The 18,500-nt window shown below is 33.9% G+C and carries 11 protein-coding genes; 4 read left to right on the top strand and 7 right to left on the bottom strand.

All coding sequences use genetic code 11. From position 1 onward, the window contains the following. Positions 1–5: 5 nt before the first annotated feature. Positions 6–2,279, bottom strand: coding sequence for a PorP/SprF family type IX secretion system membrane protein (locus ES674_RS14260; RefSeq protein ID WP_148405143.1), 2,274 nt, complete (start codon positions 2,277–2,279; stop codon positions 6–8). A gap of 1 nt (position 2,280) precedes the next feature. Beyond that, complete coding sequence (locus ES674_RS14255) at positions 2,281–6,789, bottom strand: T9SS type B sorting domain-containing protein (protein ID WP_148405141.1); 4,509 nt, start codon at positions 6,787–6,789, stop codon at positions 2,281–2,283. 337 nt (positions 6,790–7,126) lie between these two features. Between ES674_RS14255 and ES674_RS14250 the strand changes: the two genes are divergently transcribed. From ES674_RS14250 to nhaA, 4 genes are all read left to right on the top strand, one after another. Continuing rightward, entirely contained in the window at positions 7,127–7,969 is an 843-nt protein-coding gene (locus tag ES674_RS14250) for a universal stress protein (protein ID WP_148405139.1), read from the top strand. A gap of 307 nt (positions 7,970–8,276) precedes the next feature. Continuing rightward, positions 8,277–9,188 (top strand): YeiH family protein, encoded by a 912-nt coding sequence (locus ES674_RS14245; protein ID WP_148405137.1) that lies wholly within the window; start codon positions 8,277–8,279, stop codon positions 9,186–9,188. A 116-nt stretch (positions 9,189–9,304) separates the two neighbouring features. Further along, positions 9,305–10,471, top strand: a complete 1,167-nt coding sequence (locus tag ES674_RS14240; RefSeq protein WP_148405135.1) for an MFS transporter — start codon at positions 9,305–9,307, stop codon at positions 10,469–10,471. A 211-nt stretch (positions 10,472–10,682) separates the two neighbouring features. Then, the gene (gene nhaA, locus ES674_RS14235) at positions 10,683–12,011 is read left to right on the top strand and encodes a Na+/H+ antiporter NhaA (protein ID WP_148405133.1); all 1,329 of its coding nucleotides are present in this window, start codon (positions 10,683–10,685) and stop codon (positions 12,009–12,011) included. Positions 12,012–12,102: 91 nt separating this feature from the next. On the opposite strand, the gene ES674_RS14230 is transcribed toward nhaA, so the two are convergent. From ES674_RS14230 to ES674_RS14210, 5 genes are all read right to left on the bottom strand, one after another. Next, positions 12,103–12,330, bottom strand: a complete 228-nt coding sequence (locus ES674_RS14230) for a YgaP family membrane protein (RefSeq protein WP_148405131.1) — start codon at positions 12,328–12,330, stop codon at positions 12,103–12,105. Between the two features lie 18 nt (positions 12,331–12,348). Next, positions 12,349–12,654: a hypothetical protein gene (locus ES674_RS14225; protein WP_148405129.1), complete on the bottom strand. Its 306-nt coding sequence runs from the start codon at positions 12,652–12,654 to the stop codon at positions 12,349–12,351. An 81-nt stretch (positions 12,655–12,735) separates the two neighbouring features. After that, the gene (locus tag ES674_RS14220; protein ID WP_148405127.1) at positions 12,736–15,930 is read right to left on the bottom strand and encodes an efflux RND transporter permease subunit; all 3,195 of its coding nucleotides are present in this window, start codon (positions 15,928–15,930) and stop codon (positions 12,736–12,738) included. A 94-nt stretch (positions 15,931–16,024) separates the two neighbouring features. Next, complete coding sequence (locus ES674_RS14215) at positions 16,025–17,104, bottom strand: efflux RND transporter periplasmic adaptor subunit (protein WP_148405125.1); 1,080 nt, start codon at positions 17,102–17,104, stop codon at positions 16,025–16,027. A 61-nt stretch (positions 17,105–17,165) separates the two neighbouring features. Continuing rightward, positions 17,166–18,473 carry a TolC family protein gene (locus ES674_RS14210; protein ID WP_148405124.1) on the bottom strand — a complete coding sequence of 436 codons (1,308 nt, stop codon included), beginning with the start codon at positions 18,471–18,473 and terminating at the stop codon, positions 17,166–17,168. Between the last annotated feature and the right edge of the window lie 27 nt (positions 18,474–18,500).

The following is an 18,500-nucleotide window of genomic DNA, read 5'->3' as shown; positions in this document are numbered from 1 at the left end:
ATTAATTAATCAATATTGATACTCATTATCCAAATTTTACCGGCGTAAGATTTATTTAATTTAGAGTGAAAAGACTTTGATGCTTCTCGCCATTCATTAAAATGTTTTAAATAAACGTAGGTATATTTGTTTCTTGGGTTTTTGAAATAGGATGGATCTAGTCCTTGAGACTTTAAATCCTCTAAAAAGTTTTCAGCATTACTAAATTGCGAAAACACATTGGCTACTATATAATAACCAGGTTCCACACCTAATAATGTTAGGTTAATTGTATTTCGGCGTGTTTCCAAATCATAATCATCATCGTACTGCTTGATAACCTTTTTAGGTTTAGGTGGGCTTTTAGGTTCTTCATTTTTAATGGTGTTAGAGAGTTTTTTAATCGTATTCTCCTTTGTAGTTTCAGGGTTTTCTTTTATTGTAGGTTTTTCGGTAACCGCAATTGGATCTTGCGATACTTCAGGTAGTTGATTCAAATTATCTTGATTAATCGGTAAAGTGGTTATTAAACGTGTACCCAAAACTTTATCTCTTGAAATAGCATCTTCTTGGCGGGGCGAATTTCCATCGGTACCTGCATTGCTTTTTGTTGCACGAGGTGTTAATTCACCTAAACCACTAAAGGTTACATTGTCAGAGTGAGGATTAGCAGATGCATTGCCCGCTAAAGCATTTGAAACTTGTTGGTCTCTAAAATTAGTTGGTGCATTTGTAAACTCCGGATTGTCCACGTGGATAATATATAAATCCTCATTTTTAGCTTCAGCATATTTTATATTATAAGCTAAAACAGCATCTGGCAATTGGCTGAAACCATTAATGATTTTAAAATCTTTATTCGATGTGCTATTTTTTGGTTTTGAAACCAAGTAGTACCCGTTTCTAGCAGATTTTAAATCGTCCATAGTTCTTGGGTCAATTTTTATAGTAACCGGATTGGCGGAGCGTAATACTATAGTCTGAATGTCTTCAACAGGAATTAAAATAGATTGTTGCTGACGTTGTACATACATTTCTAAATTACGAATACGTGTTTCTAAATCAGCCTTTTTTAATTTATTAAGTTCATTTTCTTGTAATAGAATATCCAATAAATACTGATTTTCATCCTTTAATTGGGCTTGTAATTGAGCAATTCGCTCTTGCTGCGTTTTACGAAGAGATTCTAATCCGTTATCATGACCATTTGTTTCAGATTGGCTGGAACTTGTTTGTGTTTTGGTTTGCGTGGTTTGTGTTGTAGTGGTAACTGTAGTTGTTTCATCCATTCCAGTTGTTACAGTTTCAGAAACTACAGGTGTTATTCTTTTAGTTGCTTTAGTTTTCGTTACAGATTTTGCAGGTTTTTGAGATGTTCTAGCATCTTGAATAGCAAAAACAATATTTACTTCATGCGTAGGACCTAAATTTACCAAACCTTCTTTGATAGTGCGCTCATAAGTGTAACCTATGGATAAACGTTTGCTAATATGAACGCCAGCACCAGCGCCAATTCCGTAATAATTATCAACTCCTAACTGAATCCAACCCATTCTTGGAAAGTTGGTTAAAATGGAGCCTCCAAAACCGGTTCCGAAGGTTTCCGTCATTTCAGCTTTTATAGCTAAACGCATATCGGTGCCTTCAAACAAACCAGTAGCTGCATTAAAATCGTGCGTATACATTAATTGAGAAGAGTAGGTACGATCTATATATTCCGAAGCCATTTGGCTGGTTTTAAAATCGTAATCCACTAAATTTTCGGCATAAACACCTAAATCAAATTGTTTATATGAAATATTAAGTCCCGGTTTTATAGTTACTAAAGAGGTATTTCGGAAGGATAATAATAACGGATCATCTTCAGCCGTAATTGTGCGGTTGTTGTCCACACCACTGCTATAATACGCTAAATTGAAACCGAGTGTTAAATTCATATTGTCATTTAATCGGATATTTTGAGCAAAGTTTCCAATAGCACCAAAACTAGTGATGACACCAGTGTTTTGTTGATAGATACCAATACCTAAACCCGTTTTTTCATTAAAACGGCCGGTATAACTTAACATATAAGCTTTTGGTGAATCGTTAAATTCTATCCATTGGTTCCTGTGGTACATGGAAATATAAGTATTGTCTTCTCCTACAAATGAGTAGGTTGGGTTTTGTATAAAGCGGTTAAACTTAATTTGGTTTTGTGTTGGTATGCTAAAACTTAACACAGGCATTTCTTGCGCTTTTAAGGTTGAAAAAGCGACTAATAAAAAAATAGGAAGTAAAAAAAAGTAGTTTTTTACCATATTATTTAATTAGTGTTATAGCACCTTTTTCAGTGATAATATTATCTTCTAAAATGGTGTAATAGTAAACAGGTTGCTTATTAGAGAATTCAAAATCAGCTGCTGGCCAGTTGTTCATATAATTGCGTTGTCTGAAAACGATTTCTCCTTTAGGACCGTAAATAATTACATCCACATTTTCTTTAGCTACATACTTGTTAGGTAATCCCCAAGTGTCATTTATTCCATCATTGTTTAAGGTTACCACATTCGGGATGGCAACAGCATTATTTTCAACTTCAGTTACTACAATTGTTTTTGTTACTTCACAATTACCAATTTGTGCAACTAGCGTATACGTTCCTGCTTGAGAAATTACTAGTGAATTAGTTATGCCAACAGAAATACCATTTAAAAACCATTCAAAATTATCAGCACCTTCAGCAGTAACTATAATAGTTGTGTTTTCTATAAGGTTAATGGCATCTGGATGGCTTAAAGTTATATCGTCACCATTTAAAACGGAGATGCCAATAGTATTGGACCTTACTAAACATTCTCCAAAATAAATTTCTAAGTAATAACTGCCGGCATCTGTAACCACTTGTTCGGTTGCAGTACCTAAAGTAGAATTGTCTTCCGCATTAAACCATTGGTAGGTAAATTGTGGATCGGTAACATCGGAATAGATAGTTGCTACGGAATTGGTTTCACATAAAATATCAGATGAACTAATAGTAACAGCATCTAAAAATCCTAAATTAATGCTGATGGTATTGGATTGAACAGCTCCCATATTTGGCACATCAATTTCTAAATAATAATCGCCATTAGCATTATAGTCCGCTAATGAAATAGTTGATGCTGTTTCACCAGACATTAGCAAACCATTTTTAAACCATTGGAATGCGTAATTGTAAGGATTGTTAGTTAAATCAATTAAGCCGTTAGCAGCATCCGCTGTAAAATCAGAAAGGCGTAAGGTTGTATTTAAACTAACACAATCTTGGAAAACATCTGCAGAAATAAGCGATTGGAAATTAGTTGGGTGACTAACTGTAAAGGTAACATCAGCCTCCATAATGCAACCTATAGTTTGGGTTACAATTACTTGGTAGCTTCCTGAAATATCTACAGTATATGTTGCCATATTAGCACCAGGAAGTATGGTACCGTTTCTATACCACTGAAAGTTAGGTTGAAGCGCGTTGGTCGTTACCGTTAAATCGGTTGTGCTTCCTGGAACAACTGTTACGTTTAATGCCGTTACTGGCGTTACGGTGATAAAGGATTCTTCAATTACCAGATTATTAGATTCTTTTATACAGCTTCCTGTATCCAATATCAATTTGTAGCTTCCTATTTCAGTAATCGTTAATGTGGCGTTATTATTAGTAGTTAATAAAACTCCATTATGGTACCAAGAATAGGTGTAAAGGCTATTGTTTATATTACTATTAATGTCTAATTGTGGACTTCCAGTACAAAATAAGCCGCTAGATGTAATAATTAATGGTTGGTTAGTATTCAGGTTTGCTGCAATAGTATTGGAATTAACAGTTCCGAAGGCTGCAATTGTTAATTGTAAGTAATAGTTACCATTATCTGTGTTATCCGATAAATTAATGCTAGTGTTGGTCTCTCCAGAAACACTCGTGCTATTTTTAAACCACTGCGCCGTAAAAGTGATGTCTGGATTGTTTATAATATCTATAGTTCCCGTATTAGTAATTGCTTCAAAAACGGTTAGTTGAATAGGCATACTATTGCTTGTGCAAGAATCATAAGTCGGATCTATGGCAATTACAATATTATAATTAATAGGATCTTCTAATAAGAAGTTTTTTTCAGCATATAGCGTACAATCTACAGTTTGGCTAGCAACTACTTTATAATCACCAGATTCTACAGCAGTGAATGTTGCCGAAGTTTCTCCGGTAATAAGTACATTATTATGGAACCACTCGTAAGCTGGGTTTGAAGCATCTGTAGTAACAGTAATTATTTTGCTTTCGCCAGGTAGAATAACATCAGCAACTGGATTGGAGCTAAAAATATTAATTTGACCAAAAACAAGTGATAAGCTATTAGATGTTGAATTACAACTTCCGTTTTGAACCTCTAGGTGATAAGTTCCTTCTAAATTTGTAACATATATAGGAGAAGTAGCTCCTGAAATTACGGTGCCATCAACAAACCATTGGTATGCAAAACTTGCACTTGAAACGTTAGCCGAAAGTGTTGTGGACTGCCCTGGACAAAGTGAACCGCTATTTTCAATTGTAATAGGAGCCAATGCTAAATTAACAATTACTGTGTTTGTAGAAATTATTCCAAAATCTGGAATAGTAACTTCTAATTTATAAATACCATTATCGCTGGCATTATTAACAGTTAAACTCGTTGCCGTTGCACCTGAAACAGCGATGCCATTTTTAAACCATTTGTAGCCGTAACTATACGTGTTATTAAGAATATTTATTGGTGCACCATTGGTTTGTGCTAAAAATTGGTTAATAGTTAGTAGGGCAGAAGTGCTAGAACAATCAGTATAAGAAGCATCGGCAGTTATTTGAATATCAAAACCTGTAGGATAATCCAATTGAAATGTAACTTCTTCCTGTAAAGAACAGGCACCTGATTGACTCACAACTACTTTATAACTTCCATCTAAAGTTGCATTATAGTTAGCGTTTGTTGCACCAGAAATTAATACACTATTTCTAAACCAAGTATAAGTAGGTGTAGCTGCTGAAGTTAAAACACTTAAAGTTCTGGTTTGACCCGGAATAATTAGGTCTATTAAAGCGGCAGTTGGCGTAACGGTAATGCTAGAACTAGAAATGCTAATGTAATTAGATGTGTTTTGACACGTACCATTTATAACTTCTAAATAATATATTCCAGAATCCGAGGTAGCATAAGTTGTTTGGGTAGCACCAGAAATAGCAATTCCATCTTTATACCATTGATACGTATGTTCTGGCGCGTTTATATTACTTGAAAAAGTTACGGTTTGTCCATTGCATAAATCTTGATCATTACCAATGGTTATAGCATCTATTCCTAAATTCACATTAATATTATTTGAATAAATAACACCAAAACCAGGAATGGTAACTTCTAAAAAGTAAGGACCATTTTCTTCAGGACCTGAAACATTATAATTTGTAGATTCTGCTCCCGAAATTGGTGAACCATAATAATACCACTGATAAATATAACCTAAACTGTTATTTAAAATGTTCAGCGTTTCTAAAACCGAAATCGCTTCAAAAACAGTTGCCGATAAATTGGTCGCAGTACTTGAACAAGCTACATAAGAGGCATCAGGATTGATAACAATATTCATGGTGTCTGGAAAAATAACAATTACGCTCGCTTCTTTTTGAATAACGCAAGGAACTATTTGAGATACCACAATTTTATAAGCACCTGGCTGGATTATAGTATAGTTTAAATTAGTAGCTCCAGAAATGGCTATATTATCTTTATACCATTGCATGGTAGGTGTTTGTGCATCTGTAGTTGCGGTTACAGTAAGAGATTCGCCTGGAACCAACATCATGTTTGAAATAACATCTAAATATAAATCGACATCCGTTACTTCTAGAAAAATAGCATTAGATGTAAATACGCAGCCACCATTTTCTATTTCTAAATGATAAATACCTTCCAAAGAAGCTATATAAGTTGGTGCATTACTACCTGTAATAGCGATGTTATCTTTAAACCAGGTATAGGTGTAATTTGGATTTTGCAAAACACTAATTAAAGTTTTTGTACTTCCAGGACATATCGTAGAAAAACCATCTGCAGTTTGGATGGTTGGGGTAATTTCTGGTGCTACATTAACAGTTACAATGTTGGAATAAGAATCCATAACACAGGAGCCATAATCTACTATACTATAATAGGAACCGGATTGGGTGACTGAAAGAGAAGAACTTGTTTCTCCGGAAATTTCAACAAAATTTTTATACCAAATATAATTTAAGTCTGGATAAAAAACGGGCGAACTTGATGTTCCGGTATCATCCACTTCAATTAAAAAGGATTCTCCTTCGCATAAATTAACAGAACTGTTATAATTGTTTATGGCATAAGGTTGATTGTGAATAGCGTAGTATGCGGAAAACACGTTACTAGGCGGACTTGTTTGAACGGGATTTGTACTACGAACGCGTATTTTATAGTTTTCGCCAGAAGTATCTGTGGGAATTGCAAAGCTTCCTGAAATAGGCGATGTATTGTTTGTTAAGGTTTGAACGGTTGTAGCACTGCTGAAACTTCCTGAAGCATCAGACATTTCAATTATAAATTGATTGCCAGAACCTAAATTTTGAGTAGGATAAAACGAAAAGGTAAAATTGTAAGTATTAAAACTCTGGGATGCACAAGCTTGTGGAAAACCAATATTGGGTTTTAAAATAGTAATTTGAGCGTTAGAAACCCACGACACCATTATGAATGCCAACATTAGGCATATAACATAATTACTATTTTTATGTAGTAGGTTAAGTGGTTTCATTTTTTTAATAGGTAAATAGCTAGTTTAAGGCTATGATATTTTCAGATTTCAGAAAAAACGTGATTTGGGATTTGTTTTTTCATTCAGCTTCAAATAGTTGATAATTTAAAGTTGTTTCATGTGTTAATTTTAACATTTCGATTAAACAAACGTATACGAAAAATAGCAATTCATCAAAGAAAAATGACTTTAATCGATGAAATGCAATAAAAAAAATTTTATTCTGTAAGAAAATAATTACTTTTGTTAAAATATTTTTAAGAAAATAAAATGATAATTGTCATTTTAAATATGACTCTCAAATGCTATCTTGTAATTTTTTAAATAAAAGCAGAAAATGAGACATATATTATTGACCACCGACTTTTCAGAAAATTCTATTCATGCTATCAATTATGCATTAGAATTATTTACTTATACCGAATGCGAGTTTCATTTGCTGCACGTCGTTAAATCCTCCACATTTATCTCTGACAATCTCATGCAAAGCAAGCCCGGAGAATCCTTGTATTCAGAGTTAATTGCATCGTCAAACACGGAAGTGGAAAAACTAATCAGCACTTTAGAAAATAAACATCACAACCTTCTTCATAGTTTTAAACCAGTTGTAGATTATGATAATTTGGTTGCAGCTATCAATCAAACGGTGGAATTAAATAAAATAGACCTTATTATTATGGGTACTAAAGGTGCCACCAATTTGGAGAAAATAATTTTTGGGAGTAATACGCTACGCGTTTTTCAGCGCTGTCATGTTTCTGTTTTGGCTATTCCTGCTGATTGTGGCGTTAAACGCATTAAAAATGTGCTTTTTACTACTAAATATCAATCGACTTACAAATTAGAAGATTTAGGGATTTTAATTGACCTAGCCGAACATTACGATTATAAGCTAGATGTGCTTCATGTTACCGAAAAAGAACAAATGGATGCCAAACAGAAAGTTGTTCAAGAAGAATTGGAGACTTTTTTTAGAAATATAAATCACCAATTTGTTTTTAAAACGGGTGCTAACTATTTGAAAACGGTAACAAGTTATATTGAAGAAAATGATATTGAATTATTTAGCATGATGCGCAAACAGCATAGCTTTTTAGAACATTTATTTCTAAATCATAAAACAGAGCAAATTGCTTATAACATTAAAGTGCCATTTTTAATGTTGGCCTTTAAAGATTAAGGCATATTTTATATTTTAATCATTTCGAATTTTTAAAGGGGCTGGAAAACTTATTTCTGTGATTTTTATTAATTCGAAATTTCACGAATTAGTAATTAATTTAGAATAATCACTATTTACTAACTAAAAATCTATTTCCTGATTTTTTGAAATTTTGTTTGCTAATTATACATTTTAAAAGAATAGTTTCTCATTTAATTTAGACAAATGAACATTAAAGTTTAAATAATCTTGAAGGTAAAATAACGTTCAGCTCCACAAAACTGAATACCTTTGTCCGATAAATCCTTATAATTTTAGAAATAAGATGAAAAAAGTAGTTTTCGGACTCTGTATTGCGCTATGTTTAAGTGGCTATTTAAGCAGTCCGTTTGCTCTCATTTTAGGTTTTATTTTTACATTAGTTTTTGGTAACGTTTTTGAAAAATTAAAACAATTAGGCATTCAGTATTTACTCAAAATTTCTGTTGTTGGCCTTGGTTTCGGCATGTTTTTCATGGAAACCTTAAAAACAGGACGAGAAGGTTTAATATTAACTGTATTATCTATTATTGCTACATTAGGATTGGGATGGATTTTAACCCGTCTACTAAAAATTGATTTAAAATTGGGTCATTTAATTTCCACCGGGACTTCCATTTGCGGCGGAAGTGCCATTGCTGCCGTGGCTCCTGTAATCCAGGCTAAACCAAAAATTATTTCGGTAGCGTTGGGCGTGGTTTTTTTATTAAATTCTGTAGCCTTATTTATTTTCCCAAGTATTGGTCATTTTTTTGAATTAACTCAAAATCAATTTGGCTTATGGGCTGCCATCGCTATTCATGATACGAGTTCCGTGGTTGGAGCTGCTTTATCATATGGAGATGAAGCTTTACGTATTGCCACTACTGTAAAATTAGCACGAACATTATGGATTATTCCAGTTTCTATTTTATCCATGTTTATGTTTAAATCCAAGGATGGGAAAATAAAAATTCCATGGTTTATTCTATTTTTTATTACAGCCATTTTATTAAACAGTTATTTACCATTGCCAGAGTTTTTAACTACCAGGATTACTATGCTTTCAAAACGATTATTAATAGTGACTTTGTTTTTGGTTGGAACAACGTTATCCATTTCAGAAATAAAGCAAACAGGATTTAAACCATTTGCTTTGGGTATAATTCTGTGGATTTTCATTTCAATCAGTTCCCTAACATTTATAATGAACAACTAAAACTCAAAATTATTAATCTAGATTAATAATAAAGATCCTTTAGGATATCATAAACATTACTGTAGCTCAAATTCATAAAATTAATACATATAATCAATTAATTACTAGTATATTAAATGAAGTCATCTCTATCAAATTCTGTTTTATATTTAATGAGTATTTCGGCAGGACTTGTCGTTGCAAATCTATATTATAATCAGCCGTTATTGCATTTGATTTCGGTTACTTTCAACGTCACCGAATCGGCGGTTAGCAATGTGGCGTTGACCACGCAATTGGGCTATGCTTTTGGTTTATTATTTATAATTCCTTTGGGTGATAAAATTTCCAATCACAAAATTCTGCAAATAGATTTTTTAATTTTGGTTGTTTCTTTGTTTGCCGCAGCACTTTCAAATGCGTTGTGGTTGCTAATTATAAGTAGTTTTGCTATTGGATTTACATCTTCAATTCCGCAGCTTTTTGTGCCTTTAGCTGCACAATTATCTGATAAAGAGGGGAGAGGTCGCGCTATTGGAATTGTTATGAGCGGTCTTTTAATTGGTATTTTAGGAAGTCGGGTTTTAAGTGGCTTTATTGGTGAGCAATTTGGCTGGCGTGTTGTATACTATGGAGCCGCTGTTATGATGATTATCCTATTCGTGATTTTAAAATGGAAACTACCTAAAATTAAACCTACATATAAAGATAGTTATAGCACTTTAATGAAATCCTTATGGTTTTATTTTAAAACAGAACCCGCATTGCGTTTGGCTTCTTTGCGGGGTGCTTTAGCATTTGGCGCTTTAAGTGTATTCTGGACAACCTTGGTTTTTTTAATGGAGGATTCCTTTGGATACGGAAGCAGCATTACCGGGCTTTTCGGTCTTTTTGGTATTGTGGGCGCTTTAGGAGCAACTGTTATTGGTAAATTGAACAATAAAGTCAGTAAGAATAAACTAATCCTCTTTGGTATCGTTTTAATGATTATTTCTTGGGGTATCTTTTTGGTTTCGCCACATTCTATTATTGGATTAGTTATTGGCGTTATTTTAATTGATTTAGGAATGCAAGGCTTGCATATTACAAATCAAAATATCATTTTCTCCAAGAACGAAGAGGCTAGAAATCGTGTAAATACTATATACATGGTTAGTTTCTTTATTGGCGGCTCTGCTGGTACTAGTTTGGGTGCTGTAGCTTGGCAGTATTATGGTTGGACAGGCGTTTCTATTTTAGGAATTGCATTAAGTGTTGCCATTGCTGTTGTGCATTTATTATTTCACAAGAAAACGATCTTATAATTTATACCTTATTCTTTCCAAAAAGTTGTCAAATGATTGTGTTTTTGCAAAAATCGTTTCATTTTAGCGTTTAATAATCTAAAACTCTTTATGTATAAAAGCTTTTCGAGATTTATTTCTTAAATATATATTAAAATAGACGCATTTTTTCTTTTAAGAAAATTCAATACTTTATCTTTGAAATCAATAAATATTCACCAAAACCCAACGTATGCTTAAAAAAGTACTGCTAACCCCACTTCAAAAGTTTATTAAAATAGAAAGTTTTAGTGGTATTTTACTTCTAATGTCTACAGTAGTGGCTCTTATTTGGGCAAATTCCGGTTTCAGTTCAAGTTATCAGCAACTTTGGCAATATGATTTAGGAATTGTTACGGAAAGCTTTGAATTCAAAAAACCGCTGATTCTATGGATCAATGATGGTTTAATGGCCATATTCTTCTTTCTAATTGGTCTTGAAATTAAACGTGAATTACTTATTGGTGAATTAAACTCCATGAAGAAAATAGCATTTCCGCTATTTGGTGCTTTGGGTGGTATGATTGTACCGGTATTATTTTTCGTTTTAATGAATGAAAACCCAGAGACTTTAAAAGGTTGGGGAATACCAATGGCTACAGATATTGCGTTTTCATTAGCCGTTTTAAATGTACTTGGAAACCGCGTACCATTAAGTCTTAAAATATTTTTAACAGCCTTTGCAATTGTCGATGATATAGGAGCTGTTTTAGTAATTGCTATTTTTTATAGTGGCACCATTAACTTAACACTGCTGCTAATTGCGGCGGCTTTATTAGCACTTGTATATTTTATTTCTTATAAAGGTTATTATTCACCAGTCTTCCTTATTATAGTAGGAATAGCGGTATGGTTCTTATTTTTAAAAGCGGGAATTCATCCTACCGTCGCTGGAATTCTATTAGCGTTTTCAGTGCCTGTTAGGCAAAAAATTCATACAGAAACATTTTTAAAGAATCTGGAAGATGTATACCGCAATATAAAGGACGCGAATGTGTTATCTAAACCAATTCTATCCAAACAGCAACTTAGGCAAGTTCATACCTTGGATGATTGGTCTAGTAAATTCAAATCTCCATTGCAGAAGTTAGAGCATAGTTTACATGGTTGGGTGGCCTATTTTATTATTCCTGTTTTCGCGTTAGCTAATGCAGGCGTTATGATTAGTAGTGATGTAGAATTAGATGTCGCCTTAACTGTTCATATTATCATTGCTTTAGTGCTTGGTAAAGGAATAGGTATTCCATTGATTGTGTTTTTAGCGAAGAAATTTAAACTAATAACCATACCTGAAAGTATTACGAAAATGCAAATTATAGGTGTTTCGTTTTTAGCGGGGATTGGTTTTACCATGGCCATTTTTATTACAAGTTTGGCTTTTGCTAGTTCTCCAGAATATATTGATTCGGCGAAAATTGGGATTTTGATTGCTTCGCTGATTGCCGCTATTTTAGGATACGTCATGCTTCGATTGAGTCCACTGAAAGAAGGTTATGAAAATGAGCCGATTATCGAAGATTAAAGTTTAATACAAATATTAATATATCACATAAAAAAAACCCTAATAACTTAATTTTATTAGGGTTTTTTTTTATGTGATATATTATTTTAAACTATGCTTTACGTTTTATTGGGGCTGAACAACTAATGTCTTCTCCTTTTTTAAGGCCTAGTTTCATCAAGATAGTTTCTAATAAACACCATCTGGTAAAGGCTGATTGTATTAAATTAACGCCTATAAATATGGTAAACCACATCCAATTAGGATCTACATATTGCGTTAATAATACACTTATTAGCACCATTGTGCCAACGATAATTCTGAAATATGTGTTTAACATAGCTAGTAAATTTTAAGGTTATATAAATTTTTCAATAGGAACGACAACCGCTTTTATAGGATTGTTTGTTTCTAAATTGGTATTAAACTCTTTTATTAAATCGAATAGTGAATGAATATTTTCATCTTCTGTAAAGGAGAAAAATAAGCACGATTCATTCCCGAATTTCTGATTGGCAAACCAACTAGATGCCATTAAAACGGATGCACTATTTTTATGACCATCTATGTCGGAAGTGCTTAAGTTTTCAATATTTGCTAGTTTAAAGAGCTGCAAAACATCCTTCTGAAATTCTTCTACGGAAGTTACAATTACTAATTTCATTTTATATTTTTTTATTTCCTGCAGAGCTCGCAGATTTATGTCTAAATTCTACATTAATCTGCGCTATCTGTGTTATAGTTTTTATTTATAATTTTTCTTTTCTATCATATAATAAACCAACGGCACTACCAATAAAGTTAGGACTGTGGATACAATGGTTCCACCCATTAACGAAATGGCTAATCCTTGGAAAATGGGATCGAATAGAATAACAAAGGCTCCAATTACAACCGTTCCGGCTGTTAATAGAATAGGTGTAAGTCTTACAGCTCCAGCTTCAATAGCTGCTTCTTTTAACGGAATACCTTCGGCAGTTCTTATATTTATAAAGTCTATTAATAAAACCGAGTTTCGCACCATAATTCCTGCTAAAGCAATCATTCCGATAAAGGACGTAGCTGTAAAGAAAGCGCCCATAATCCAGTGGCCTAAAATAATTCCGATTAAGGATAGCGGTATAGCTACCATCATTACAATGGGAGCTTTAAAGTTTTGGAACCAACCTACAATTAGGATGTATATTAAAATGATGGCACCTAAAAAGGCAATTCCTAAATCTCTAAATACTTCTAATGTAATTTGCCATTCACCATCCCATTTTACGGTGTAATTATCTTCAAAATCGGGTTGACCTAAATACATTTCATTAAGCTCATAACCAGGTGGTAATGGAATTTCTTTTAATTTCTTTTCCATTCCTAAAATAGCATACGCCGGACTTTCTAATTCACCAGCCATATCCGCTAAAACATAAACCACACGCTTTTGGTTTTTACGATAAATGCTTTTTGCACTAGTAGTTTCATTTATAGTAACTAAATCCGCAATCGGCACCATGTTTCCTTGTTTGGATGTCACTTTAAGTTGGGAAATATCAGAAATGGTAGATTTTTCTTTTTCATCTAAAGTTAATATCAATCCCACTTGATTACTTGCATCTTCATCATATAAAGAGGTTATGGCTCTATTTGATAAAGCCATATTCATGGTATAAGCAATTTGCTGTGGCGCAACGCCGTACAACATGGCTTTTTCTTTATTAATTTCAAACTGATATTCGGTTTGGTCGGCTTCAACCATCCAATCCACATCTACCACATCATCTGTGTTTCTCAAGATATCTTGAACGCTGTTGGCAATTTTCATTTGCTCATTATAATCTGGTCCATAAATTTCAGCCACAATAGTTGATAATACAGGAGGTCCAGGAGGAACTTCAACTAATTTAACGTTAGCATTATATTTAGACGCAATTTTTTGAATGTCTGGTCTTAATAATTTAGCAATGTCGTGACTTTGCGCTTTACGACTATTTTTATCAATTAAATTGACTTGAATGTCGGCCGTGTTACTCCCACCACGTAAATCGTAATGACGCACCAAACCGTTAAATGTAATAGGAGCAGAGGTTCCAATATAATTTTGGTAATTCACCACTTCCGGACGCGTTGATAAATACTGCGCAATTTCTTGAGTAACCACACCTGTACGTTCTAAAGTGGTGCCTTCTGGCATATCAATAACCACTTGAAATTCATTCTTATTATCAAAAGGAAGCATTTTTACGGCTACGGAATTGGTAAAGAATAAAACCATAGTTCCTAATAATACGGCGAAAGTACCACCTAAAAATATCCAGCGTTTAGCTTTGCTTTCCATTAATGGACGCTCAAACTTGTTATATATTTTATAGATGCGCGTCTCCTCTAAAGGTTTTTCAACTTTTATTGGTTGTCCTTTTTTCTCTTTTTCTCTTAAGAAAATATACCCTAAATAAGGTGTTATTGTTAAGGCAACAAACAGTGAAACGATCATGGCAATAGACGCGCCTATTGGCATTGGAGCCATATAAGGTCCCATTAGTCCAGAAACAAAAGCCATTGGTAAAACAGATGCAATGACTGTAAAGGTTGCCAGAATGGTTGGGTTTCCTACTTCGTTAATCGCATATAAGGCCGCCTGTTTAAAGGGCAGTCGTTTCATTTTAAAATGCCTATGCATGTTTTCGGCAATGATAATAGAGTCATCAACCACAATTCCGGTTACGAAAACCAAAGCAAAAAGGGTAATTCGGTTAAGTGTGTAATCTAGCATGTAATAGCTTAACAAAGTCAATGCGAATGTAATTGGAACGGATAAAAACACCACTAATCCGCCACGCCATCCCATAGCCAGCATCACAACAAGTGTTACAGCAAAAATAGATCCTATTAAATGCCATAGTAACTCCGATACTTTTTCGGACGCTGTTTCACCGTAGTTTCTTGTAATTTCTACGTGTACATCATCTGGAATTAAAGAGGTACGCAAATGTTCCACTTTATCTAAAATTACTTCTGCAATTTTCATAGCATCGGCACCTTTTCGTTTCGCAACAGAAATGGTTACAGCTGGATAATCTGATTTATAATCGCTTGATTTTACGCTCCCTTGACCAAAACCTAAACTCACATAGTTTTGGGGTACTTCAGGACCATCAATAATACTTGCAACTTGTTTTAAGTAAATTGGTTGATTTTGTTGTACACCAACTACCAAGTTTTCAACATCGGTAACAGATTTTAAAAATTCACCTGTAGTAACGAGGAATTCAGTGTCATTTTTATCAAAACTTCCAGAACTTAATTGGCTATTATTGGCCTTAATCATTTCAGAAACCGATAGGAAATCCAAACCGCTTGCAGCCAATTTATCTTTATCTAAAACCACCCGCAATTGACGATCTCTACCACCAATTTTATGTGTAATAGCCACATCATTTACCTTCTTGATTTCGTCTTCCAATTCTTGGGCCATTTGGCTTAATTGGAAATCGTCATAATTTTCACTCCATAAGGTTAAACCTAGCATGGGAACATCATCAATAGCACGGGTTTTTACCAGCGGAAACGTTACGCCTTCCGGCATTTGATCCATATGCTTATTAATTTCGTTGTACAATTTCACAAATGAACGCTCAATATCTTCGCCCACATAAAACTGTACGATCACCATACCTTGTTCCTTCATGGAGGTAGAGTACACATATTCCACACCTTTAATATTGGAAATTAACTGCTCCAAAGGTTTGATAACACGTGATTCCACTTCCGTAGGACTTGCACCTGGATACCCCACAAAAATGTCGGCCATGGGCACATCAATTTGTGGTTCTTCTTCACGTGGAATTAAAAACGAACTATAGACACCAACAACCATAAACACAATCATTAACAATACTGTTAATTTGGACTGCATAAAGACTTTGGCAATTTTTCCTGCGATACCTTCTTTCATATTCCTATCCCTAACCCTTTCCAAAGGAAAGAGAAATTTTATGGGCTATTTTTAGTTAATATTTTTTTAAAATTGCGACTGCGACTGCGACTGTTTACTGAATACTAATTTTCGCGCCGTTATAAAGTTTTCCTTCTGATGAAACGATATAAGCTTCGTCAGCTGATAATCCGGATAATACTTCAACTTGATCGCCATACGTTCTTCCTAAACGCAACCAACGTAGCATAGCGGTTTCAGATTGGGTTACCGTATAAACACCGGATAATTGCCCGTTTGTAACTATGGCTTCCGTTGGAATTAATACCAATTCTGTTGTTCCTTGTTTTTCAACTGGAAATTGAACACTAACAAACATGCCAGAAAGAATATTGACATCCGTTTTATCTAAAGCAATTTTTACTAAATATTGTCCACCTGTATTTTTGGCAGAACTACTTACTTCGGTCACTTTTCCTTTTAAGTTTTTATTAATGGATTTAACCAAAATAGCAACTTCTGAATCTTTCTTGATTTGTGAAATTTCTGTTTCCGGAACCATAGCCATCACTTCAAAATTACCTGGCGTTTCAATACTAATTAATGGAACGCCTGGATTGGCCATATCGCCCGTTTCAATGCTTTTACTGGTTACCGTTCCACTGAAAGGTGCTGTAATATTACTATAAGCGAATTGTGCATTAATTTCATTTTTCATTTGTTTTGCAGCTTCCAAACGTGCTTTAGACATTTCGAAATTAGCTGTCATATCATCCATTTCTTTTTGTGATGCACTGGCACTTGAAAATAAACTTTGGTAGCGGTTATAATCTTTTTGAGCATTATTAAAAGCAGCTGTTGCTTCTGTAATACCGGCATTAACTTGGGCTTGTTTAGCCTGCAAATCAGCATTATTAATAGATACTAATAATTGACCTTTGTTTACTTTATCACCAACGTTTACATGTACTTTATTCACGTAACCCATCATTCTGGTGCTTAAATCAGCACTATTAGATGCTTGAATTTTACCGCTGACAGATAAAAACGGACTGTTACCATTTGAGGTTATTTGACTCACCGTTACAGGAATTGCCGGAGAATTATTCGCGACCGCTTTTTTGTCATCGCTACCACAACTTGCCATAAAAAGTGATGCTGTAGTTAGGCTTAATAAGTATATGTATTTTTTCATTGTTATTGAATTAGTGTTTTAATAATGTAAGCACTTGTAGAGCGCTAAATATGATTGGTTTTTATTTAGTTAAAAATTGTAAGTACGCTTGTGCGTAATTGTATTCAAAAATGGTTTGATAGTATTCTAACTTTTTTTGAGAAAACTGCGTTTCAGCTGTCAGTAAGTCTGACGTTTTTTCTAGACCTTCTTGAAATCTGTTGGTTCTGATTCGTAAAGATTCTTCAGATTGCTCTAAAGCCAAAGTGGTTAATGTCAACTTATTTTCAGCATCTAAAAACGCACGTTTCGCTTTGCGCAATTCTAAATTGCTTTGGGAAACATACTGTGTGTATTCTAATTTAGATTTTTCCAATTCTGCTTTACTCTTTTGGGCTTTCCCAAAACGTTTAGAACCTTGAAATACATCCCAGCTTAATTGGGCACCAAATAAATACCCGCTAGCATCGCCTTGAAATACCTGATCATCATATAATTCATAGCTTCCAAAAGCATTTAGTCTGGGTAAAAACGCCATTTTATCGGCCTTATTCATGGCTTCATAGGCGTTAGTAGCTAATCCCATAGCTTTAATATCTGAACGGCTTTCAGAAATTGTTTTGTCAGCAATGGATAAAGTTGAAACCGTTAAACTATCACTTGGTATATAAATAACATAAGATTCATCATTCATTAAAAATGACAAATAGTTTGATGCATTTTGCACATTACTTTTAGCCATTTGCAACTGGTTTTGAACTTCCGTTACGCGAACCTCCACATTTAAAACATCGGCGCGTTGCAAGTAACCTTGCTTGAAACTATTGTCTGCTAATTGTTTATTGGCATTGGAAGCCTCTAAAGCTTGATCTAAAACATCAACGCCTTTATAAGCTAATTGTAATTGCATATAGGCTTTTTCAACTTCGAAATCTAAATAATCCATGGTGCGCTCCGTTTGCAATGCCATAGCTTCCATTTTCGATTTTGCAGCTTTTCGTTGATAAATTCCATCTACATTAATTATAGGTTGTTGAATTTCGAATTTGGTAGCAAAACTTTGAATCTGCGACGGATCATTAAGCATCGCAGGATTAAAATCATTTTGCGTTAATATTTCCTGATTTAATTTAGAACCAAATGCCATTAAAGGATTGGTTGTAGCAATTCCTGTATGACTAGCTGTAATGTTTGGTAAAAACACCGCGTTCGTCTGATTAAAATCTGCTTTAGCCATGTTAAAAGCTTTTTCCGAAATTTTAATAGAAGTGTTATTTTCAGAAACCTTCTGTAAAACTTCCGTTTTTGAAATTTCAACCAGCTCTTGAGCTTGCAGATTGTAATTCCAAAACAGACTAAAAAATATGGCTGTGTAAATTATTCTTTTCATTATTATTTTATTTCTGAAACAAATGTA

Origin of the sequence: Bizionia myxarmorum (genome assembly GCF_008086205.1) — a bacterium.
Taxonomy (GTDB): domain Bacteria; phylum Bacteroidota; class Bacteroidia; order Flavobacteriales; family Flavobacteriaceae; genus Algorimicrobium; species Algorimicrobium myxarmorum.
Note: the sequence above shows the minus strand (reverse complement) of the source record. Positions and strands in the feature narration are given on the sequence as shown.